At 74.4% G+C, this 16,820-nt stretch carries 17 protein-coding genes; 7 read left to right on the forward strand and 10 right to left on the reverse strand.

What is annotated here, in order from left to right; translation table 11 throughout:
• Window positions 1-165: 165 nt before the first annotated feature.
• Window positions 166-2,232: a SpoIIE family protein phosphatase gene (locus tag ACWCYY_RS22980; protein ID WP_449797070.1), complete on the forward strand. Its 2,067-nt coding sequence runs from the start codon at window positions 166-168 to the stop codon at window positions 2,230-2,232.
• A 66-nt stretch (window positions 2,233-2,298) separates the two neighbouring features.
• On the opposite strand, the gene snpA is transcribed toward ACWCYY_RS22980, so the two are convergent.
• Entirely contained in the window at window positions 2,299-2,946 is a 648-nt protein-coding gene (gene snpA, locus ACWCYY_RS22985) for a snapalysin (RefSeq protein ID WP_345286760.1), read from the reverse strand.
• A gap of 201 nt (window positions 2,947-3,147) precedes the next feature.
• On the opposite strand from snpA, the gene ACWCYY_RS22990 reads away from it, so the two are divergent.
• Complete coding sequence (locus ACWCYY_RS22990; RefSeq protein WP_345286762.1) at window positions 3,148-4,116, forward strand: LysR family transcriptional regulator; 969 nt, start codon at window positions 3,148-3,150, stop codon at window positions 4,114-4,116.
• Between the two features lie 7 nt (window positions 4,117-4,123).
• Here the strand turns inward: ACWCYY_RS22990 and ACWCYY_RS22995 are convergent, their stop codons facing one another.
• Entirely contained in the window at window positions 4,124-4,954 is an 831-nt protein-coding gene (locus tag ACWCYY_RS22995; protein ID WP_449797071.1) for a hypothetical protein, read from the reverse strand.
• A 115-nt stretch (window positions 4,955-5,069) separates the two neighbouring features.
• On the opposite strand from ACWCYY_RS22995, the gene ACWCYY_RS23000 reads away from it, so the two are divergent.
• Together ACWCYY_RS23000 and ACWCYY_RS23005 are read left to right on the forward strand one after the other, a co-directional pair.
• A complete protein-coding gene (locus ACWCYY_RS23000) occupies window positions 5,070-5,630 on the forward strand; it encodes an NUDIX hydrolase (RefSeq protein ID WP_345286766.1) in 561 nt (186 codons plus the stop codon).
• Window positions 5,631-5,737: 107 nt separating this feature from the next.
• Entirely contained in the window at window positions 5,738-6,628 is an 891-nt protein-coding gene (locus ACWCYY_RS23005) for a hypothetical protein (RefSeq protein ID WP_449797072.1), read from the forward strand.
• A 43-nt stretch (window positions 6,629-6,671) separates the two neighbouring features.
• Here ACWCYY_RS23005 and ACWCYY_RS23010 read toward each other — a convergent pair whose 3' ends face one another.
• Entirely contained in the window at window positions 6,672-9,035 is a 2,364-nt protein-coding gene (locus tag ACWCYY_RS23010) for a Tex family protein (RefSeq protein WP_380148935.1), read from the reverse strand.
• Window positions 9,036-9,192: 157 nt separating this feature from the next.
• On the opposite strand from ACWCYY_RS23010, the gene ACWCYY_RS23015 reads away from it, so the two are divergent.
• Complete coding sequence (locus tag ACWCYY_RS23015) at window positions 9,193-9,378, forward strand: DUF1272 domain-containing protein (RefSeq protein WP_380148802.1); 186 nt, start codon at window positions 9,193-9,195, stop codon at window positions 9,376-9,378.
• Window positions 9,379-9,419: 41 nt separating this feature from the next.
• On the opposite strand, the gene ACWCYY_RS23020 is transcribed toward ACWCYY_RS23015, so the two are convergent.
• Window positions 9,420-9,965, reverse strand: coding sequence for a hypothetical protein (locus ACWCYY_RS23020; protein ID WP_380148804.1), 546 nt, complete (start codon window positions 9,963-9,965; stop codon window positions 9,420-9,422).
• An 81-nt stretch (window positions 9,966-10,046) separates the two neighbouring features.
• Here ACWCYY_RS23020 and ACWCYY_RS23025 point away from each other — a divergent pair, with 81 nt between their 5' ends.
• Window positions 10,047-10,430 (forward strand): PPOX class F420-dependent oxidoreductase, encoded by a 384-nt coding sequence (locus tag ACWCYY_RS23025; RefSeq protein WP_449797073.1) that lies wholly within the window; start codon window positions 10,047-10,049, stop codon window positions 10,428-10,430.
• 13 nt (window positions 10,431-10,443) lie between these two features.
• Here the strand turns inward: ACWCYY_RS23025 and ACWCYY_RS23030 are convergent, their stop codons facing one another.
• The 4 genes from ACWCYY_RS23030 to ACWCYY_RS23045 all read right to left on the reverse strand — a co-directional run bounded on the left by ACWCYY_RS23030 (window position 10,444) and on the right by ACWCYY_RS23045 (window position 13,445).
• Window positions 10,444-11,052, reverse strand: coding sequence for a restriction endonuclease (locus ACWCYY_RS23030; protein WP_449797074.1), 609 nt, complete (start codon window positions 11,050-11,052; stop codon window positions 10,444-10,446).
• A gap of 91 nt (window positions 11,053-11,143) precedes the next feature.
• Window positions 11,144-11,965, reverse strand: coding sequence for a class I SAM-dependent methyltransferase (locus ACWCYY_RS23035; protein ID WP_380148810.1), 822 nt, complete (start codon window positions 11,963-11,965; stop codon window positions 11,144-11,146).
• Window positions 11,966-12,089: 124 nt separating this feature from the next.
• On the reverse strand, window positions 12,090-12,542 hold the full coding sequence (locus ACWCYY_RS23040) for a MarR family winged helix-turn-helix transcriptional regulator (protein WP_345284661.1): 453 nt from the start codon (window positions 12,540-12,542) through the stop codon (window positions 12,090-12,092).
• 108 nt (window positions 12,543-12,650) lie between these two features.
• Window positions 12,651-13,445, reverse strand: coding sequence for an SGNH/GDSL hydrolase family protein (locus tag ACWCYY_RS23045; RefSeq protein WP_449797075.1), 795 nt, complete (start codon window positions 13,443-13,445; stop codon window positions 12,651-12,653).
• A gap of 185 nt (window positions 13,446-13,630) precedes the next feature.
• On the opposite strand from ACWCYY_RS23045, the gene ACWCYY_RS23050 reads away from it, so the two are divergent.
• The gene (locus ACWCYY_RS23050; RefSeq protein WP_449797076.1) at window positions 13,631-14,503 is read left to right on the forward strand and encodes a GNAT family N-acetyltransferase; all 873 of its coding nucleotides are present in this window, start codon (window positions 13,631-13,633) and stop codon (window positions 14,501-14,503) included.
• A 71-nt stretch (window positions 14,504-14,574) separates the two neighbouring features.
• On the opposite strand, the gene ACWCYY_RS23055 is transcribed toward ACWCYY_RS23050, so the two are convergent.
• Entirely contained in the window at window positions 14,575-16,149 is a 1,575-nt protein-coding gene (locus ACWCYY_RS23055; RefSeq protein ID WP_449797077.1) for a S8 family peptidase, read from the reverse strand.
• A gap of 166 nt (window positions 16,150-16,315) precedes the next feature.
• Window positions 16,316-16,768, reverse strand: a complete 453-nt coding sequence (locus tag ACWCYY_RS23060) for a DUF3291 domain-containing protein (RefSeq protein WP_345284670.1) — start codon at window positions 16,766-16,768, stop codon at window positions 16,316-16,318.
• Window positions 16,769-16,820: the final 52 nt, after the last annotated feature.

Here is a 16,820-nt window from a genome sequence, read left to right on the forward strand (position 1 = left end):
ATCCACTTGCAAGTGAGCCCCCGTACCCGGCACACGGGTCTCGTCCTCCCGCCCCGCGCAGTTCCCCGCGCCCCCCGGGGTGACCACCACCCGTTGCCCGGGGTGAGCGCCTCCGCTCGGGCTCCCTGGTTTGACACCCCCCTGGGGGCGGCGTACAGAAAGAGCATGCGCCAGGGTCTGGCCGACGAGGCCGTGCTCGCCGAGGCGCTGCGGCGGGCGGTCCGCGCGACCTCGGCGTACGGGAGCGTGCTCTACCTGCCCTCGGCCGACCGCCGGGGGCTGGTGCTGAGTGCGGTGGCGGGCGTGCCGGTGGAGCTGCTGAGCGGCTTCCGGCACCTGTCGGTGGCGGCGCCGCTGCCCGCCTCGGAGGCGTTCCGGACCGGGCGGACGGTGATGCTCACCGACCCGGAGGAGACCATGCGGCGCTACCCCCGGGTGGCGCTCGGCCTGCCGCACCTGCAGGCCTTCGCCTGCACCCCGGTCAGCGCCGACGGTCACCCCCTCGGCGTGCTGGCGGTGGTCTGGCCCGCCGGGTACACCCCTCCGCCGGGTGCCCGCCGGCAGCTCAGGGCGGCGGCCAACCGGCTGGCGGCGGCGATCGCCGCCGATCCGCCGGGCCCGCCGGAGACACCGTTGACCGTCACCGCCGAGGGGGCCCCGCACCCGGCCGCGGCTGCGGTGGAGCGGCTGCGCGACGGGGTGGTGGGGCTCGATCCGGACGCCCGGGTCAGCTATCTGAACCGCGGCGCCGAGCTGCTGCTGGACACCGGCCGGGAGGAGCTGATCGGCCGTCAGCCCTGGTCGGTCCTGACGTGGTTGGCCGAGCCGGCCTACGAGGACCGCTACCGGGCCGCGATGCTGGCCCAGCAGCCGACCGCCTTCCTGGCGCTGCGTCCGCCCGGGCACTGGCTGGCCTTCTCGCTCTACCCGGACCCGTCCGGCCTGACGGTCCGGATCACCCCGGCCGGCCCGCCGGGCTCCCCCGCGTCCGCCACCACCGCTCCCCCGGCGGCCGCACCCGCACCCACCCCGGCCAGCCTCGGCGCCACCTACCACCTGCTCCAGCTGGCCAGCGCGCTCACCGAGGCCGTGACGGTCAAGGAGGTCTGCGACTGCGTGATCGACCAGATCCTGCCCGGGTTCGGCGGCCAGGAGCTGGCGCTCTACCTCGCCCGCGGCGGCCGGATGCACCTGATCGCGCAGTCGGGGTACCCGGACGGCTTCCTGGACCCCTTCGAGGGCATCCCGGTGCGCGCCCGGGTGCCGGGTGCTGAGGTGTTCAGCAGCGGGGCGCCGGTGTTCTTCGAGTCGGCCCACGAGCTGCAGGCGGCCTACCCGGGCCTGACCCAGGACGAGATGGGGGCCTGGGCCTTCCTGCCGCTGGTCGCCTCGGGGCTCCCGGTGGGCAGCTGCATCCTGGGCTTCGAGCGGCCCAAGGTGTTCGGCAGCGAGGAGCGCGCGGTGCTGACGGCACTGGGCGGGCTGATCGCCCAGGCCCTGGACCGGGCGCGGCTGTACGACGCCGAGTTCGCGCTGGCCCGGGGCCTGCAGCAGGCGCTGCTGCCGCACCGGCTGCCGCGGGTCGCGGGCCTGGCGGTGGCGGCGCGCTACCTGCCGGGCACCCGGGGGATGGAGATCGGCGGGGACTGGTACGACGCGATCGCGGGCGGCGGCTGCGTCACGCTGGTGATCGGGGACGTCGAGGGGCACAGCGTCGGGGCCGCCGCGACGATGGGCCAACTCCGGAGCGCGGTGCGGGCGTTCGTCGGCACCGACGCCTCGCCCGGCGAGGTGCTGACCAGGACCAACCGGCTGCTGCTGGACCTCGACCCAGGCCTGCTCGCCAGCTGTCTGCTGCTGCGGCTCGACCCGGCCACCGGCCGGGCCAAGGCGGTGCGGGCCGGCCACGTCCCGCCGCTGCTGCGGCACCCGGACGGCCGCACCGAGCTGCTGGAGCTGCCCGGCGGCCCGCTGCTCGGGGTCGATCCCGGGGCCGAGTACCCGTGCACGGAGCTGGAGTTGGCGCCGGGGGCGGTGCTCGCGCTGTTCACCGACGGTCTGGTGGAGCGGCCGGGCGCGCCGATCGACCAGGGCCTGGACCGCCTGCGCAGCGCCCTGGCCCACCGGCCGGCCGCCGACCTCGACCGACTCGCCGACCAACTGCTGCGCGAGGCCCGGCACTCCGCCCACCGGGCGGACGACGTGGCGCTGCTGCTGGCCTCCCGGAACTGAGCGCGGGCATGCCGAGGGCCCGGCCTCACCGCACGGAGGCCGGGCCCTCGGACGTCAACTACCTGCTCACCGAGCGGCCTTCGCGGCCTGCTGGGCGTTGAACGCGGCCAGGCCGTTGGCCCAGAGCTGGTTCACCCGGCTCTTCTCGGCGGCGTTCGGGTAGGGGTTGGTGCAGGAGGTGCCGGGGCCGCCACCGGACATCAGCTCGCTGCACGGGCCGGAGTAGTGGTCCGGGAGGCCGAGCACGTGGCCGGTCTCGTGGGCGGTGACGCGGGTGGAGTTGTACTGCTGGTTCTGGCGGTAGTCCAGGAAGATGTAGCCGCTGCCGTGGCCGTTGGTGGAGGCGTAGGAGCCGCGGGAGTCGTTGCCCTCGTAGTACTTGAAGTCCGCGGTGCCGGTGACGGCGCGCAGCTGGACCTTGGTGACCGAGCTGTTCCAGATCGAGGTGGAGTTGGCGATCTGGTTCTTGAAGGTCGGCGCGGAGGTGGCGTTGTAGGTCACGGTGACCGCGGCCAGGTACGGGTTGGCCGCCTGCCGGGCCAGCGCCGAGGTCATCACGGCCTCGTAGAAGGCCTTGACGTCGGCCTGCTCGGCCGCCGAACCGGCGTACTGGGCGACGGAGGGCTGCGCGGGTGCGGCCACTGCGACCGGGGCGGCCAGGCCGGTGAGGGCGAGGGCGGCGGCCGCGGCGAGCGAGAGCATGGAGCGCTGCATGCGGGGGACTCCAGTTCCTGGGGCCAAGTCACCTGTGGGGCAGCCGACTTGGCGTGGGGGATTGCGCTGTGCCCAAGAGCTTCGGCCACCGGCCCGGGGCTGCGGATGATGGCAGCCGGAGATAACACCGGGCTATCACCCGGCTTGACAGCAAGTGTCATGTCCCTGGCGTGCAGGTCAGCGACCGCCTATGCTCCCGCTGTGGAGCTCGAAGTCAGGCACCTCCGTGTGCTGTGCGCCGTCGCCGACACCGGCAGCGTGCGCAAGGCCGCGCTGCAACTCGGTACCACCCAGCCCTCCGTCACCACCCAGCTGCACCGGATCGAACGGGCCATCGGCGGGCGGCTGTTCACCCGCGAGCGGACCGGCAGCAGGCTCACCCCGCTCGGTCACTCGGTGATCTCCCGGGCCCGCGGGATCGTCGCCGACATGGCCGACCTGGTCGCCGCCGCCCGGCAGGAGGCCGACGGCCCGGCCCAGTCCAGGCTGCGGATCGGCAGCGTCGGCAGCCGGGCCGCGGCCGGCTGGCTGCGCCGGGTGCACCAGCGGCTGCCGGACACCGAGACCACCATCCGGATCGACGTGTCCGCCAACGCCCTGCTCCAACTGGTCGGCGCCGAGCAGCTGGACCTGGCCTTCGTGCACGAGAGCGAGGGCTTCCCGCTCCGGCTGCCCGAGGGCACCGGGCACCGCGTCCTGGTCGCCCGCGAGCCGCAGTTCGTCGCACTGGCCCTGACCCACCCGGCGGCCTCCTCCCCCGTGGTGCACCTCCAGGACCTGGCCGCCGACGCCTGGATGGTCGACCCGACCGCCGACCACGAGTACGCCGCGCTGCGCCGCGTCCTGTCCGAGGCCGGGCTCAACCCCCGGGTGGTGCAGGTGCGGGACAACGCCACCGCCGCCGAACTGGTCGCCTCCGGCGAGGCCGTCCGCCCCTGCCAACCCACCTCGGTACCCGGCCCCGGCACCGTCATCCGCCCGGTCCACGGAGACCCGTTCAGCGTCCGGCTGCTGCTGGTCTGGCGGTCCAGGGCGCTCAGCGGCTGCGCGCTGGACGGCCTGTACGGCGACCTGCGCTCGGCCTACCTGGAGCTGGCCAGGACCAACCCCTCCTACCTGGCCTGGCTGCTGAACAACGACAGCTCGCTGCCGTACCTGCTCCGCCACTGAACGGGCGTCAGGACTCCAGCAGGCTGCGCATCGAGGCGGCCATCGCGGTGGTGAAGGAGGCCCGGGCGGCGGCGTCCAGCAGGTCCAGCGAGAGGAAGGGGTTGAGGTCCTCCAACTCGACCAGCAGCAGCCCGCCTTCGGGCGTGCGGCAGGCGTCCACCCGCTGGATGCCGTGGTCCAGCGCGTTCCACTCCACGAAGCGGCGGGCGAAGGCCAGGTCGGAGGGCGAGGGGTCGTAGCGCTCCAGGCGCCAGCGGGCGGCCGGGTCCGGGGCGTACAGCGCGTACTGGAACTCCCGGCCGACGTAGTAGAAGGAGACCTCGTAGCGGAAGTCGATCCGGGGCTGGAGCAGCACCGTGCCGTCCAGCTCCAGGGCGCCCAGCTCCTCCGGGCGGTGCAGCGCTATCCCGATCGAGTCGGCGCCCAGCAGCGGCTTGCTCAGGTACACGGCCGCATCCGGGAGCCGGTCGAGCCCGTCCCGCGAGGCCACCGTGGGGATGACCGGGTAGCCGGCGGCGGAGAGGTCGAGCAGGTACTGCTTGCCGGCCATGTCGCCCCGGCCGTGCAGGGGGTTGAAGACCTTCACCCCCTCGGCCAGCGCGCGCTCCCGGAACGCCTCGTACGCCTCGCGGTACCCGAGCACCGGTCCGCTGTTGCGCACCACGGTCAGGTCGAAGCGGCCCATCAGGGCGGCGGCGTCCAGCGGATGGCAGAGCACCGCCTCGAACCCGCCGCCGGACTCGGCGCGCAGCGCGGCGGAGAGCGCGATGTCCTCGTCGCAGTAGCGGCGGCCCTTCGCCTGGTAGGTCAGGTCGGTGACGTAGAGGACGGTGGGCATCGGGTGCTCCTTCCGGGTGACTCCGGCCCACCCTACGCGGGTGCGGCACGGGCGGACCTGACCGCGTGTCACCGATGCTTCACATCCACCGCCCGGGCGGGACTAAGATCCTTGAATGACGGACACTTCGGACAGAACAGCCGAGCAGGCCGCCCGCTACCCGCGCCTGTACGCGCCCCAGCGCTGGGCCTGGGGCGGCATCGACGCCCAGTTCGCGGCGGAGCTCCCGCCGGACGGGCTGATCACCAACATCCACCTGGTGGGATTCTCCGGCGACCAGGTGGTGCTCTGCCGGGACGCGCGGGGCCACTGGTTCCTCCCCGGCGGCACCCGGGAGGCGGCCGAGAGCATCGAGACCTGCCTGGCCCGCGAGCTGCGCGAGGAGGCCGGCGCCCGGCTGCTGGGCGAGCCGGTCTGGATCGGCGCCCACCGCTGCGTCACCGACCACCCCGAGCCATACCGCCCCTGGCAGCCGCACCCCGAGAAGGCCTGGCTCTGGGGCTGGGCCGAGGTCACGGTCGACTCCGAGCCCGGCAACCCCGAGGACGGCGAGCAGGTGGTCGAGGTCCGCGCGATGGACCCGGCCGAGGCCCAGCGCCTGCTCACCCACCACCGCGACCCCTGGTGGCACGACCTGATCGCCCTCGCCGTCGACTCCCGCGCCGGCACCGCCTGACGCTCCCCCGCCCGACGCCCCATCCCGGGGCCCCGCCCCCGAGGGGCCCCTCACGGGCACAACTGGATAACAGGGGACCGCCTGACTAACCCTCAGACGGTTCGGTCGTGGACGATCGTCCTCCGCCGACCGAATCGAGAGACTTCATGCGCTCCCCGCGCCTGCTCACCGCCGCTGCCCTGGCGCTGGCCCTGCCGCTGACCGCCTGCACGGACCGGCCGGGACCGGCGACGGCGACGACGACGCCCACCTCGGCCGCCACCCCGGCCGAGCGGACGGTGGACGCGCTGGACCTGGCCGTCGGCGAGTGCTTCCTCGACCTCGACGGGGACACCCGGGCCCTGACGGTGGTCGAGTGCGCCGCTCCCCACCACGGCGAGGCCATCGGCGTGTTCCCGCTCCCGCAAGCTGCCCTGCCGTCCGGCGACGCCTACACCTGGCAGGACCTGCGGGCAGTGCTCCTCCCGGGCTGCGCGTCGGCAGCCGGTACCTACGAGCTCGACTCCATGACGGTCCCGGCCGGTGTGACCCGCACGGAGTACTTCCCGGGTGACCGGGCCTCCTGGGCCGAGCGCCCCCGCGTGGTCTGCGCCTACCTCGGCGAGCGGCGCCGGACGGGCTCGGTCCGTGGTGACGTCGCCCGCTTCGCACCGGAGCAGCTCCGGTTCCTGACCGCGGAGCTGCCCGCCGCCACGGCGCTCCGCCAGCTGGACACCGACCACCCGGGCGATCGGGCCTGGCTGGGCCTGGCCGTGGCCGGCTACCGGACGATGGCCGACGAGCTGGATCGGGACGGCTGGAGCGAGGCCGTGCAGACGGAGATGACCGCCCTGGTCGTCGAACTGCGCTCCTGGTCAGGCCGGTTGGAGGCCGCACACCGGATCGTGGACCCCACGCTCCGGGAGGAGGCGGCCCGCGCGGCCTTCTCCCCGCTCACCGATCTACGGCTGGCCGCCGTGCGGCGGGCCCTCGGTCTGCCGTCCGTCCAGTCGCCCTGAACGGACGGTGCCCCGGCCCCCGCGGGGGCCGGGGCACCCCTGCTCACTTGCCGGTCAGGCCCGCGCGGCGGAGGGCGTCCGCCATTGCGCTGTTGGCGGGGGCGGGGGCGGAGGGGGCATTGCCCCGGCCGCCGCGCTGGCCCTGGTCCCGGCCGCCGCCCTGGCGGGGCGGGCGGGGGCCGCGGTCGCGGGTGCGCTCCTGGCCGCCGCCACCGCCGGAGGCGGTGCCGCCGCGCGGGGTCTCGTCGTCCAGACGGAGCGTCAGGCCGATCCGCTTGCGCGGCACGTCCACCGTGACCACCCGGACCTTGACGATGTCGCCGGGCTTGACCACCTCGCGCGGGTCCTTGACGAAGTTCTTCGACAGCGCCGAGACGTGCACCAGCCCGTCCTGGTGGACGCCCACGTCCACGAAGGCGCCGAAGGCGGCCACGTTGGTGACCACGCCCTCCAGCACCATGCCGACCTCCAGGTCGCCGATCTTGTCGACGCCCTCCTTGAAGGTGGCGGTGCGGAAGGCCGGGCGCGGGTCGCGGCCCGGCTTGTCCAGCTCGCCGAGGATGTCGGTGACGGTCGGGATGCCGAAGGTGTCGTCGGCGAAGTCCGAGGGCCGCAGGGCCCGCAGCGCGGCCCCGTTGCCGATCAGCGCGCGCAGGTCCCCGCCGGTGGCGGCGAGGATCCTGCGCACCACGGGGTAGGCCTCGGGGTGCACCGCCGAGGCGTCCAACGGGTCGTCACCGTCGGCGATCCGCAGGAAGCCCGCGCACTGCTCGAAGGCCTTCGGCCCGAGCCGGGCCACGTCCTTGAGCGCCCTGCGGGTGCGGAACGGGCCGTTGGCGTCGCGGTGCGCCACGATGTTGTCGGCCAGCGTGCCGGTCACCCCGGAGACCCGGGTGAGCAGCGGGGCGGAGGCGGTGTTGACGTCCACGCCGACGGCGTTGACGCAGTCCTCGACCACCGCGTCCAGCGAGCGCGAGAGCTTCAGCTCGCTGAGGTCGTGCTGGTACTGGCCGACGCCGATCGACTTGGGGTCGATCTTCACCAGCTCGGCCAGCGGGTCCTGGAGCCGGCGGGCGATGGAGACCGCGCCGCGGATCGAGACGTTGAGGTCCGGCAGCTCCTGGGAGGCGAAGGCCGAGGCGGAGTACACCGAGGCTCCGGCCTCGGAGACCATCGCCTTGGTGAGCTTCAGCTCGGGGTGACGCTTGATCAGGTCCTCGGCGAGCTTGTCGGTCTCCCGGGAGGCGGTGCCGTTGCCGATCGCGACCAGCTCGACGTCGTGCTTCGCGGCCAGCGCGGCCAGCGTCGCGATCGAGGCGTCCCACTTGTTCGCGGGCTGGTGCGGGTAGATCGTCTCGTGCGCGACCACCTTGCCGGTGGCGTCCACCACGGCGACCTTCACGCCGGTGCGGAAGCCCGGGTCCAGGCCCATGGTGGCGCGGGTGCCGGCCGGTGCGGCCAGCAGCAGGTCGCGCAGGTTGGCGGCGAAGACCCGGACGGCCTCGTCCTCGGCCTCCTGGCGCAGCCGGGTGCGCAGGTCGATGCCGAGCCGCACCTGGATCCGGGTGCGCCAGGCCCAGCGGACGGTGTCGCCCAGCCACTTGTCGGCCGGGCGGCCGCGGTCGGCGATGCCGAAGCGGGCGGCGATCCGCTGCTCGTAGTCGTTCTCGCCGGGCAGGTCGCCCTCGGCGCCGTCGTAGGGCGAGAGGTCGAGGTCGAGCACCTCCTCCTTCTCGCCGCGCAGCATCGCCAGGATGCGGTGCGAGGGGAGCTTGGGGTACGGCTCGGCGAAGTCGAAGTAGTCGGCGAACTTGGCGCCGTCCTGCTCCTTGCCCTCGCGGACGGTGGCGACCAGGCGGCCCCGGCCCCACATCCGCTCGCGCAGCGAGCCGACCAGGTCGGCGTCCTCGCCGAAGCGCTCCACCAGGATGGCGCGGGCGCCCTCCAGGGCGGCGGGGGCGTCGGCCACCGCCTCGTTCAGGTACGCCGCGGCGGCCTGATCGGGCGTCAGGCCCGGGTCGGCCAGCAGGGCCTCGGCCAGCGGCTCCAGTCCGGCCTCGCGGGCGATCTGGGCCTTGGTGCGCCGCTTGGGCTTGTACGGGAGGTAGATGTCCTCCAGCCGGGCCTTGGAGTCGGCCGCCAGGACCTGCGCCTTGAGCGCCTCGTCCAGCTTGCCCTGGGACTCGATCGACTCGAGCACGGCGGCCCGCCGCTCCTCCAGCTCGCGCAGGTAGCGCAGGCGCTCCTCCAGGGTGCGCAGCTGGGCGTCGTCGAGCTCGCCGGTGACCTCCTTGCGGTAGCGCGCGATGAAGGGCACGGTCGAGCCGCCGTCGAGCAGTTCGACGGCCGCCTTCACCTGCCCCTCCCGTACGCCCAGCTCTTCGGCGATCTTCCGTTCGACTGGCATGGTCACGAAGCCGGTCACCTTCTCCTGGTTCAACGCTTGAGTACCGTCCGCATTCTGGCAGGATCTCGGCGGCGGGTGGCACTGACACCCCTTCACCTGCGCTTTTCCTTCGTTCCAGAATGGTGCTCCCACCCGGTCACGGAGAACGGAGAACGCGATGGCCCTGGAGATGCGCGGACTGTGCGAGCGCTGCGGCACCGCCGAGCTGACGGCGGACGGGCCCGCCCGGATCTGCTCCTACGAGTGCAGCTACTGCGTGCCCTGCGCGGACGCGATGGCGCAGGTCTGCCCGAACTGCGGCGGCGAGCTGGTCGACCGCCCGCGCCGGCTGGTCACGGCCTGAGCCGCGCGGTCCGGGCCGCACGGTCCGGGCCGCACGGCCCGCTACAGCGTGAACGGGTCCGGGGTACGGTCCCGGTGGCGCACGCCGAGCTCCCGCACCGCGAGCAGCAGCTCGCCGAACTCCTCCTCCCGGCGCCGGACCACGAAGGCCAGGCCCGGCGCCCCGGGCCCGCGGCCCAGCCGCTCCGCGAGCCGCCGGTAGAGCGACCAGGCCGAGGAGAGCCGCACCGCCCGGGGCAGCGGCACCTCGAGGTCGAAGGCCACCACCGGCACCGGGTCCCGGGCGATCCGCACGCCCAGCTCGGTCACCATCGTGACCGCCGCCCAGGGGAGTTCGACCTCACGGGGTAGGAAGGCGAAGCGTACGGAGAGCCCGCGGCCGTCCGCCGTGATCCGGCCGGGCCGCAGCACCTGGAGCGAGGACCAGAGCAGCCCCGGCAGCGCCAGCGAGCACCCGTACGCCAGGTACCCCGGCCCGGCCCGCCCGGCCGTCGCACCCAGCGCCACCAGCCCGGCACCGACCACCCCCGTGGCGAACGCCAGGGCGGTGTCGCCCTCCGCCGCCGTGGTCACTCTGGCGTACGTCACCACCACCCCCGTCCACCCGTCCGCCGCCGGGCGGGTCGTCCCGGTATACCCCAGCTCCCGGGCCGCGCCTAGACTCCCGGCATGAGCTCCCAGTCGATCGATCAACTCGCCGCAGGCAAGTACCTGTTGGTGACCACCTTCAAGCGGGACGGCTCCGGCGTGCCGACGCCCGTGTGGGTGGTCCGGGACGGCGACGCGCTGGGCATCTGGACGGTGGCCGACTCCTGGAAGGTCAAGCGGATCCTCAACCGCGCCGACGTCCTGGTCGGCCCCTGCGACGTGCGCGGCAACCCGAGCGGCAAGCAGGTCCCCGGCCACGCCGAGATCCTGGACGCGGAAGCGGCCCACCGCTACCGCGCGCTGCTCAACCGGAAGTACGGCCTGGTCGGCCGCCTCACCGTGCTCGGCAGCCGCCTGCGCCGCGGCCACACCGGCACGGTGGCGATCCGCATCACCCTGGACTGACCCGCGCCGCCCCTCAGGCCCAGGGCGGCGGGCCGCTGCCGTCGGCCCAGAGGGAGAGGGCGCGCTGGTCGACGGTGCGGATGCCGGCCTCGGCGCAGCGGACGGTGGCGGCCTCGGTGAAGCGACCGGCCGTCACCAGGGCCGCCCGGTGGCCGTGGCGGGTCTCCGGCAGCGGCCCGAGCTCGGTGGGGCCGGACGGGGAGCGGGACTCCTGGCGGACGGTGCGCAGCAGCAGGCGGCGGCCGTCCGGGGCGGTGGCGAGGAGCTCGGCCGGGCCGGTCACCTCCGCCGAGGTGCAGCCGTCCCGGCGGCAGAGGTCGGCGAGGGCCTGCGCGAACTCCTCCTGGCTCATCGCCAGGAAGCGCCCGCCGTGCCTCAACTGAGCCGTCCTGGCGACGAACTCGCGCCGACGGGAGAGCACCCGGAAGCGGCTGGTGACGGCCCCGGCCACGGCGGCGAGGGCCAGCAGCAGGGCGAACGGCACCAGCTGCCGGGCCAGCCAGCTGACCGCCAGCGAGACCACCAGGACCGAGGCGACGGCCGCCGCCATCAGCACCAGCACGCCGTCCTGCCGCGGCCCGTCCTCCCCCGTCCGGACTGCCACCGGTCGTGCACGGCCCACGCTCTCCCCCTCACACCGCTCCGTCCGGAGATCGTAGGCCCCCGGACGCCGCGGCCGCGCGGGGCCCCGTCCATCCGCACCCGAAGGAGGGTCAGACCGCCCGCTCCGGACGCCGGCCCGCCGTCAGCAGGTGACCGCTGACGCCCAGCAGCGAGGGCTCCGACTCGGTGCGCCGCAGCGCGTCCAGCACCACGGCCCGCCGCTCCCCGTCGTCCAGCCAGTCGTTCACGCCGCCCATCAGCCAGGCCGCGCCCTCGACGCCGTACTGCCCCGCGACCGCGAGCCCGGCCTCCTCGAACTCGCCCGGCACCTCGGCCGGCCGGTGGAAGTAGGCGGTGGTGAAGGTCGGCCGGTCGCCGGTCGGCCGCAGGTGCCCGTCGGCCGTCGCGGCCTCCAGCTGCGGCCGTCGGGCGGGGTCGAACCAGTTCTCCTTGTTGAGCGTGTCGTGCAGGCCCGCGAAGCGGTTGATGGTCGCGGCCACCACCGCGCCGCCCGGCCGCAGCACCCGCCCCGCCTCGGACAGCGCCCGCACCCGGTCACGACGCTCCGTCAGGTGGTAGAGCGGGCCGAGCAGCAGCACCGCGTCCACCGAGGCGTCCGGCACCTCCAGCGCCCGCGCGTCGCCGAGCCGGGCCGTGACGCCGGGCCGCCGCCCGGCCTGCTCCACGTGCAGCGGCACCGGATCGACCAGCTCGACCGCGTACCCGAGCCCGGCCAGCCACTGCGCGTACCGGCCGCTGCCGCCGCCCACGTCCAGCACCCGTGCCGGGGCGGGCGGGAGCAGACGCAGCAGCAGCTCCCTGGTCCGCAGCTCCTCCAGGCGGTTGGCGCCGCGGTCCAGCCGGCCGTCCTCCTCGCCGCGCTCGTAGTACTCCAACACCTCGGGCCGCAGTGCGGCGTTCTCCGTCGTCATCCCGGCACCCTGCCCGGCCCGCCGTGCGCACGCAAACGGTTAACGGCGCGTCACGTGCGCAGGGGCGGGGCAAACGGACCGACACCTCGTCAGGTAGCGGCGTCCCCCGAGGGGGCGGGGAGTGTCACCAGGCCGGGCGGAGCTGGCCCACGGGGGCCAGCAGGTTGAGGTCCTCGTGCAGCTCGCGCAGACGGCGCCGGCCGAGGGTGGAGGCCCAGGGGCGGACGGCGTCGGCGGCGGCGGCCTCGGTGGCGCGGGTGCACTCCCAGCCGAGGTCGGTCAGGACGATCAGCTTGGCGCGGGCGTCGCTGGGGTGCGGATGCCGCTCGACGTAGCCCTTCCTGACCAGGTCATCGACCATCTGACTGGCCGCCTGCTTGGTGACGCCGAGGTGGACGGCCAGCTCGTTGACGGTGGCACCGCCCGGGGCGAGCCGGGCGAAGGCGAAGCCGTGCGCGGGGCGGAGGTCGGTGAAGCCCCGGTCGCGCACTCCGGTGTCGATGGCGTGCACCAACTCGGAGGCCAGGGCTATCAGCAGGGGCGGGAGACTCTGGGCGATGGACTCGGGCTCGCTCATACCGGCAGCATGCCAGCCCGAGCTGTCCGAAGGTCAAGCCAACTGACCACTTGGACAAGCGACTTGACCATGCCACGACAGGAGCGGATCCGCCCCGCAGGAGCGCCCTCAGCCCTCGTACGGCAGCAGCTCCGCGCGCTTGGGCGGGCGGCCGTCGCCGGAGGAGCGGCCGGTGAGGCGGCGGCCGATCCAGGGGCCGAGGTGGGTGCGCAGCCACTTGAGGTCCGCACCGGCCTTGGCGGCGCGGGTGCGCGGCGCGGCGGGCGGCAGCGGCGCGCGCCAGTCGAAGGGGGCCGGGCGGCCCAGGGCCTCCAGCACCGCGACGGCGACCCGGCGGTGGCCCTCCGGAGAGAGGTGGAGCCGGTCCTCGTCCCAGAGCCGGCGGTCGTCGAAGCACGGCGCGGAGAACAGGTCGACCACCCGCAGCCCGGGGTGGCGCCGCGCCAGGCCCTCGACGTAGGCCTTCATCTCCAGGATCGCCGGCAGCAGCCGCGCGCTGCCGCCCAGCCGCCTGGTCGGGTCGGTGCTGGTGAACATCACCACCGTGCCGCCGCCCGCGAGCAGCTTCTCCGCCGACTCGCCGAGCAGCCGCTTCACCAGCCCGATGTCGCACCCCGGCCGCAGCACGTCGTTCAACCCACCCGCCAGGGTGACCAGTTCGGCCCCCATCGCGGCGGCCGCGTCCAGCTGCTCGTCCCGGATCTGCCCGATCAGCTTGCCCCGCACCGCGAGGTTGGCGTAGCGGAATCCGGGCCCGCCCTCGGCGGCGAGCGCCTGGGCGACCCGGTCGGCCCAGCCGAGGTAGTGGCCGTCGGGGAGCAGCTCGTCGCACATGCCCTCGGTGAAGGAGTCCCCGACGGCGACGTAGCTGCGGTACGTGGTGGTGGCGGTCTGGTTCGTCATGGCAGCACGATCGTACGCGCAGCGCCGCACCGTGCCACGACCGGCCGCCGGCGCGGCCCCCCACCCACGGCCCCGACCCGCACCCTTGCCCGCGGCCGGGCCCGCCTCGCGCCCTGGCTCCGCCGCCGCCCCCCGCGTGGATCAATCCGGTGGCGGGGTCGGCGGTGGCCTGCTTTCATTCGCCCGTGACCGACGACCCGAACAGCACCGATCCGACCGCCGCCGAGCTGCTCGACCGGCTGGAGCAGTACTACGACGCCGTCCCGCGCAGCGCCGCCCTCGTCGAGGACTTCGGCCCGCTCTCGCTCTTCCTGCGCAACGGCAGCGGCTTCCCCTACTACGCCCGCCCGACGCTCGGCTGGACCGGGCCCCCGGCCACCGCCGAGGACGTCGAGCGGGTACGCGCCCGCCAGCGCGAGGCGGAGGTGGCGGAGGCCTTCGAGTGGGTGGCCGAGACCACCCCCGGGCTGCGCGCGGCGGTGGAGGCGACCGGGCTCACGGCGCACGGCCACCCGCTGATGGTGCTCGTCGATCCGGCCCCGGCCGGTGCGGAGCAGGACAACACGGCGGAGGCCGAGGGGCACCCGCCGCTGGCGGACGTCCGGGTGGTCGGCGCGGAGGACCCGGCGCTGGCCGAGGCACTCGCGGTGGCCTACCTCTCCTTCGGCGAGCCGGGCACCGCCATCGGCACCGCCGGCCCGGCCGAACTGGCCGCGATGACGGCCCAGTTGAGCGCCGACGGGACGGCCGCCCGGATCGCCCAGCGGATCCGCGACGGCCTCACCGTGGTCGCCGCCGCATTCGCCCCCGACGGCACCGCCCTCTGCGGCGGCCAGCACCAACCGGTGGGCGGGGTCACCGAGTTGGTCGGCATCGGCACCCTTCCGAGCGCCCGCCGCCAGGGCCTGGGATACGCCGTCACCGCCGCCCTGGTGTCCGACGCCCGGGCCCGGGGCGTGGAGACGGTCTTCCTCTCGGCCGGGGACGAGAACGTGGCCCGGATCTACGGCCGGGTCGGCTTCCGCACCGTCGGCACCGCCCTGATCGCCGAGGCGTAGCGCCGGTACGCACGGGCGGGGCCGCACCCGGGGATCGGGTGCGGCCCCGCCGCGCGTTCACCGACCGGGCGTCAGAACTGCAGCGCCCAGCGGTCGATCTTGCCGACATCGGCGGCGGCGTTGTCGGCGACCCGCAGCTTCCAGACGCCGTTGGCCACCTCGGAGGAGGCGTTGACGGTGAAGGTGCCGATCACGTTGTCGGCGCTGCCGCCGTCGCCGAAGTTCTTGATCAGGTAGGCCGAGCCGTCGGGTGCCACCAGCTCCACCTTGAGGTCGCCCTTGTAGGTGTGCTTGATGTCCACCTCGACCTTGAGCGCCGCTGGGGCGTTGCCGCTCACCCCGCTGACCGTGACGGGCGACTCCACGGTGCTGTTGTCGGCGATCGCGTAGTCGGCGGCGTTCTCGAACTTCGGCCCGGTGGGCGGCGTGGTGCCGCCGCCGACGTACAGCAGGCGGTTGGGCGAGCCGCTGCCCGGGCTCGTCACCACGCCGGTGGTGGCGTTGTTCACCAGGGCGGTGGCAACCTGGGCCGGGGTGTCGGTCCGGTGGTCGGCCAGCCAGAGGGCGGCCGCGCCGACCACGTGCGGGGTGGCCATCGAGGTGCCGGAGATGGTGTTGGTGGCGGTGTCGCCGGTGTTCCAGGAGGACTTGATGGAGGAGCCGGGCGCGAACAGGTCCACCAGGCTGCCGTAGTTGGAGAAGCTGGAGCGGGCGTCGGTGCTGGTGGTGGAGCCCACCGTGACCGCCTCGGAGACCCGGGCCGGCGAGTGGCCGCTCGCGTCCTGGCCGTCGTTGCCCGCCGCGACGCCGTAGGTGATGCCGGCGGCGATCGAGCGGCGGACGGCCGCGTCCAGCACGCTGTCCACGCCACCGCCGAGGCTCATGTTGGCCACGGCCGGCTTCACGGCGTTGGCGGTCACCCAGTCGATGCCCGCGACCACCTGCTCGGTGGTGCCGGACCCGGAGTTGTCCAGCACCCGGACGGCGACGATCTTCGCCTTCTTGGCCACCCCGTACGAGGAGCCCGCCACCGTGCCGGCCACGTGGGTGCCGTGCCCGTGGCCGTCCTGCGCCACGTTGTCCTTGTCGATGGCGTCGTAGCCGTTGCTCGCCCGCCCGCCGAACTCGGAGTGGCTGATCCGCACGCCGGTGTCGATGACGTAGGCGGTCACGCCCTCCCCGGCGGTGTCCGGGTAGCTGTAGCCGCTGTCCAGCGGCAGCGCCCGCTGGTCGATCCGGTCCAGGCCCCAGGACGGCGGGTTGGGCTGGGTGGCGTCCACGTGGAAGGTGCGGTTGCGGGAGACCGCGGCCACCGCCGGGTCGGCGGCCAGCCGCTTCGCCCCCGCCTCGTCGAGCCGGACCGCGAAGCCGTTCAGCGCCGCGGTGTAGGTGCTGGTCACCCGGGCGCCGTAGCGCTCCACCAGCGCCCGTCCCTGGGCCGAACCCGCCGACGCGAAGCCTTCGTTGAGCACCACCAGGTAGCTGCCGGGCACGGCGTCCAGGGCGTCGGCGTTCAGCACCGCGCCCTCCGGGCCGGGGGCTTCGGCCTGGGCGGGGAGGGCGACGCCGAGTCCGAGCGCGAGGGCCGCCACGGTGGCGGCGGTGGCGGCGAGCATGCCGCGGCGGGGGTGACGTATCACAGCCATCAGGGGGATTCCTCCTAGGTGGGGGCGGTACGTGCTCGGCGGCCCGCGGGGCATGCGCAGCATGCCCATGACAGGCATGGCGGCAAATGGGGCCCTGGTCATGTCCGGCCGCCGGCAACGAGGTTGACGCATCGACGGCCGGACGCACAAGACGCGCGGACGGTTGTCAGACTCCCGGTGCCGGGAAGGTCTCCCGCAGGGTGAACACCTCCGGGCCCGGCCCGTCCGCCCGCAGCCTGCGCAGCTTCTCCGCGGCCTCGGCCACCGTCGGCTCGTGCCCGGCCGGCACCCACCAGAGCGCGGTCATCGCCTCGCTCGCCCGGGAGAACCACTCCCGGCGCCGCCGCAGCACCGCGATGTGGCCCGGGCTGTAGACGTAGGCCTCCAGCGCGTCCGGATCGCGCCAGACCGACATGTTGACGATCAGCCACTCGTCGTCGAAGATCACCTTCTCCCCGGCGGCGGCGGGTTCGGTGTACCGCCAGACGAAGCCGTCGGCCTCCTCGGCGAGCTGGTTGACCGGGTCCAACGCCGCGACGAAGTCCGCGAGTTCGGGACCGTCGAGGGGGTACATCAGGCGGGCTATGTTGATCTGGGCGAGTTGGTGAGTGACCGTCATGCGCGGACCCTAACCCCCGCCACCTGGGCGTCTCACCTTATTTCCAGCCCCT

The sequence above is a fragment of the Kitasatospora sp. NPDC001664 genome (assembly GCF_053596675.1).

What these genes read in the sequence shown, in the direction of transcription:
- ACWCYY_RS22980 (WP_449797070.1), top strand. Translation starts at nt 166, where the DNA reads ATGCGCCAGGGTCTGGCCGACGAGGCCGTGCTCGCCGAGGCGCTGCGG.
- snpA (WP_345286760.1), bottom strand. Translation starts at nt 2,946, where the DNA reads ATGCAGCGCTCCATGCTCTCGCTCGCCGCGGCCGCCGCCCTCGCCCTC.
- ACWCYY_RS22995 (WP_449797071.1), bottom strand. Translation starts at nt 4,954, where the DNA reads ATGCCCACCGTCCTCTACGTCACCGACCTGACCTACCAGGCGAAGGGC.
- ACWCYY_RS23000 (WP_345286766.1), top strand. Translation starts at nt 5,070, where the DNA reads ATGACGGACACTTCGGACAGAACAGCCGAGCAGGCCGCCCGCTACCCG.
- ACWCYY_RS23010 (WP_380148935.1), bottom strand. Translation starts at nt 9,035, where the DNA reads ATGCCAGTCGAACGGAAGATCGCCGAAGAGCTGGGCGTACGGGAGGGG.
- ACWCYY_RS23015 (WP_380148802.1), top strand. Translation starts at nt 9,193, where the DNA reads ATGGCCCTGGAGATGCGCGGACTGTGCGAGCGCTGCGGCACCGCCGAG.
- ACWCYY_RS23025 (WP_449797073.1), top strand. Translation starts at nt 10,047, where the DNA reads ATGAGCTCCCAGTCGATCGATCAACTCGCCGCAGGCAAGTACCTGTTG.
- ACWCYY_RS23035 (WP_380148810.1), bottom strand. Translation starts at nt 11,965, where the DNA reads ATGACGACGGAGAACGCCGCACTGCGGCCCGAGGTGTTGGAGTACTAC.
- ACWCYY_RS23040 (WP_345284661.1), bottom strand. Translation starts at nt 12,542, where the DNA reads ATGAGCGAGCCCGAGTCCATCGCCCAGAGTCTCCCGCCCCTGCTGATA.
- ACWCYY_RS23045 (WP_449797075.1), bottom strand. Translation starts at nt 13,445, where the DNA reads ATGACGAACCAGACCGCCACCACCACGTACCGCAGCTACGTCGCCGTC.
- ACWCYY_RS23055 (WP_449797077.1), bottom strand. Translation starts at nt 16,149, where the DNA reads ATGGCTGTGATACGTCACCCCCGCCGCGGCATGCTCGCCGCCACCGCC.
- ACWCYY_RS23060 (WP_345284670.1), bottom strand. Translation starts at nt 16,768, where the DNA reads ATGACGGTCACTCACCAACTCGCCCAGATCAACATAGCCCGCCTGATG.